The 3,350-nt window shown below is 62.1% G+C and carries 3 protein-coding genes; all 3 read left to right on the top strand.

The annotated features are described in order from the left end of the window. The first annotated feature begins 236 nt into the window (after window positions 1–236). The 3 genes from wecB to BN871_RS26055 are packed head-to-tail and all read left to right on the top strand — an operon-like array spanning window position 237 to window position 3,134. Window positions 237–1,331, top strand: a complete 1,095-nt coding sequence (gene wecB / locus BN871_RS26065; RefSeq protein ID WP_048750110.1) for a non-hydrolyzing UDP-N-acetylglucosamine 2-epimerase — start codon at window positions 237–239, stop codon at window positions 1,329–1,331. Then, a complete protein-coding gene (locus tag BN871_RS26060) occupies window positions 1,324–2,307 on the top strand; it encodes a polysaccharide biosynthesis protein (RefSeq protein ID WP_048750108.1) in 984 nt (327 codons plus the stop codon). Before wecB ends, BN871_RS26060 begins: the two co-directional genes overlap by 8 nt. Continuing rightward, entirely contained in the window at window positions 2,304–3,134 is an 831-nt protein-coding gene (locus BN871_RS26055) for an SDR family oxidoreductase (protein ID WP_048750106.1), read from the top strand. The genes BN871_RS26060 and BN871_RS26055 overlap by 4 nt, the downstream gene beginning before the upstream one ends. The last annotated feature ends 216 nt before the right edge of the window (window positions 3,135–3,350 follow it).

Genomic DNA, 3,350 nt, shown 5'->3' with positions numbered 1-3,350 from the left:
CGCCGCGCGAGCCGCCGCAGAAAAAGGCGGGGCGGACGCAAAGGCGGGATGAGGCCGCGCAAGGGAAGGGCGCTCTCCGCAGGCCGATCATCCCGCAGGAAAGCGGGCCGCCGGACGGGCGGCGGCAAGCGCCGCCGTTCCGCAGGCAAAAAGCGGCGCTGAGCGATTGAGCATGCCGGCAGCCCGACTGGATGCTGTCCGGCAAATTACGAATGGCAGAAAGGCGGAACTATGACGTGCGCGTAATGACCGTACTCGGCACGCGGCCGGAGATCATCCGGCTGAGCCTCATTATCGGCAAGCTGGACCGGCTGGCGGCAAGCCATGTATTGGTCCATACGGGCCAGAATTATACGGCTTCGCTGAATGATGTCTTTTTTGAAGAGATGGGAATCCGCAAGCCCGACCATATCATGTCGGGAGGCAGCCATTCCCTCGGTGGACAGCTGTCGCTCATGTTCGGCGAGATGGAGCGGCTGCTCCGGCTGGAGAAGCCCGATGTCGTGCTGCTGCTCGGCGACACCAACAGCGCGCTGTGCGCGATCGTCGCAGAGCGGATGGGCATCCCGGTCGTGCATATGGAAGCGGGCAACCGGTGTTACGACCTGACCGTGCCGGAAGAGAAGAACAGGCGGATCATCGATTCCGTGTCGACCATCAACATGCCGTATACGGAGTACAGCAAGAGCAATCTGCTGCGCGAGGGCTTCCCGGCGAACCGGATCGTCCGGACCGGCAATCCGATTCATGAAGTGATGGAGCATTACAAGGACCGGATCGCCGCAAGCCGCATTCTGGAGCGGCTCGGACTGCTGGAGAAGGAGTATGTCCTCGTCACGACCCACCGCGCCGAGAACGTGGACGTGCCCGCCCATCTCGACGGCATCCTCGAAGGCTTGAATCTGATCGCGGACCGCAGCGGCAAGCGGCTCGTCTGCAGCATCCATCCCCGCACCCGATTCCGCATCGAATCCGGCGGTACGGCGGTCTCTCCCCATCCGCTCGTGGAATTCCATGAGCCGTTCGGCTTCTTCGACTTCGTCCGGCTGGAGCAGAGCGCCTGGTGCGCCGTATCGGACAGCGGCACCGTGCAGGAGGAATGCTGCCTGCTCGGCGTCCCGACCGTCACGATCCGCAATACGACGGAGCGGCCCGAGACGGTGGACTGCGGCAGCAACGCCGTCAGCGGCCTCCGTGCCGGCAATATCGCGGATGCCGTCGAGATCATGACTTCTCTTCCGCCAAGCTGGACCATTCCGGCAGGCTATCAGTCCCCCGACGTATCCGACATCGTAGTGAAATATTTGCTTGGAGGGAAATGGAATGTTTGAAAACTCGCGTATTCTCGTTACCGGAGGCACCGGTTCCTGGGGGTATGAGCTGATTCGCCAGCTGCTGCCGCAAAATCCGAAGGAAATCGTCGTGTTCTCCCGCAGCGAATCCGCCCAGGTGACGATGAGCCGCACGTTCGAGGATTCCCGTCTGACGTTCCGGATCGGCGACATCCGCGACCTGGATGCGCTGACGAAGGCGACGATGGGCGTAGACTACGTCTTCCACCTGGCCGCGCTCAAGCATGTGCCGGTCTGCGAGGAGCAGCCCTATGAAGCGCTCAAGACCAACGTGCTCGGCACGCAGAACGTCATCGAGGCGGCAACCGCGAACAAAGTGAAGCGCGTCATCTATATTTCGACCGACAAGGCGGCCAATCCGTCGAATTTCTACGGCATGACCAAGGCGATCGGAGAGAAGCTGATCGTGTACGCGAACCTGCTTCACACCGATACGAAGTTCGTCTGCGTGCGCGGCGGCAATGTGCTGGGCACGAACGGAAGCGTCATCCACCTGTTCACGAACCAGATCCGCAGCAAAGGCCAGGTCCGCCTGACCGACCGCCGCATGACGCGCTTTTTCCTGACGCTCCAGGATGCGATCTCGCTCTTGTTCAAGGCATCGGAGGAAAGCCTCGGAGGCGAAATCTTCGTCATGACGATGCCGACCTGCCGCATCGAGGAGCTGGCCGAGGTGCTGATGGAGGATATCGGCGTCAAAGCCGACGTTATCGAGACCGGCATCCGTCCCGGAGAAAAGCTGCATGAAATCCTGCTCACCGAATTCGAAAGCAAGAGCACCGTCATCTACGACAAGGAATACCTCGTCATCCTGCCTCCGCTCGATATTCCCGGCCTGCAAGAGCATTACGCCTCTTATGAAGCGGTCGCCTTCGACAGCTTCTGCTCGAGCGAGAATCTCATGAACAAGCAGGAAATCCAGGATATGCTGAAGCGGGGCGGCTTCCTCTCATGAAGCTGCTCATCATCGGAGGCGGCGGAATGGCAGGCTCGATGATGGTCGACTATTTCCGCCGCCGCCCAGGGTTTGAAGTCGTCTGGACGACCCGCGACGGCCGCGGCGGCTCGCTCCAGCTGGAGGCCTCCGATCTGGAGGCCGTCCGGAGCGTGATGGAATCCCAGCGCCCGGATCTCGTCGTCAACTGCGTAGGCAAGCTCAACCGAGACGCAGAGGATCATCCGCTCGAGGCTTATATCGTGAACGGGCTGCTTCCCCACTGGCTTGCTTTCGCCGCCTCGGAGATCGGGGCGAGGCTGATCCACATCAGCTCCGACTGCGTCTTCGAGGGAGACCGGGGCGGGTACAGCGAGCACGATATTCCGGACGGCAAAAGCGTGTACGCCCGCTCGAAGGCTCTCGGGGAGCTGCGCGGCTCCGGGCATCTGACGATCCGCACGTCCATCATCGGCCCGGATGCCAATCCTGCCGGAATCGGCCTGCTGAAGTGGTTTCTGGATCAGAAAGGTTCGGTATCGGGATACAGCCGCGTATACTGGAACGGAGTGACGACGCTGGAGCTCGCGAAGGCGGTCGAGTATGCGGCTTCCCGGCCGGAGATCGGCGGCCTCGTGCATCTGCTGGCTGCGGCTCCGGCGAGCAAGCTGGAAATGCTGGAAATGTTCAAGCAGGCCTACGGCCGCACGGACATTGAAATTACGGCGTCTGCCGAGCCGTTCATCGACCGCACCCTCACCGCTGTACGCACCGACTGGGACTACAAGGCCCCAAGCATAGCGGACATGGTGGCAGAGATGGCGGAGTGGGAGAAACGGCGGCTCTGACCGCCGGGCCCGGCGGTCGCGCCTCGGCTCGAGGAAAGCGATGGACCGCTTGAACGAAGGGGGGAAGCGGCATGGAGGAGATGGTCCGGCAGAGGCGTCCGCTGCGCCTTCTGGTGACCGGTGCAGGCGGGTACTGCGGCCGCCATGCGGTAAAGCATTTTACAGAAGCAGAGGGATATGCGGTGGCCGCCATGATCCGGCCGGGCTCCGCGCCGC

This window comes from Paenibacillus sp. P22 (assembly GCF_000469945.2).
Classification (GTDB): Bacteria; Bacillota; Bacilli; order Paenibacillales; family Paenibacillaceae; genus Paenibacillus_O; species Paenibacillus_O humicus.
Note: the sequence above shows the minus strand (reverse complement) of the source record. Positions and strands in the feature narration are given on the sequence as shown.

Excerpts from the sequence above, each read along its gene's own strand:
- BN871_RS26060 (WP_048750108.1), top strand. The coding sequence starts at position 1,324 with ATGTTTGAAAACTCGCGTATTCTCGTTACCGGAGGCACCGGTTCCTGG.
- BN871_RS26055 (WP_048750106.1), top strand. The coding sequence starts at position 2,304 with ATGAAGCTGCTCATCATCGGAGGCGGCGGAATGGCAGGCTCGATGATG.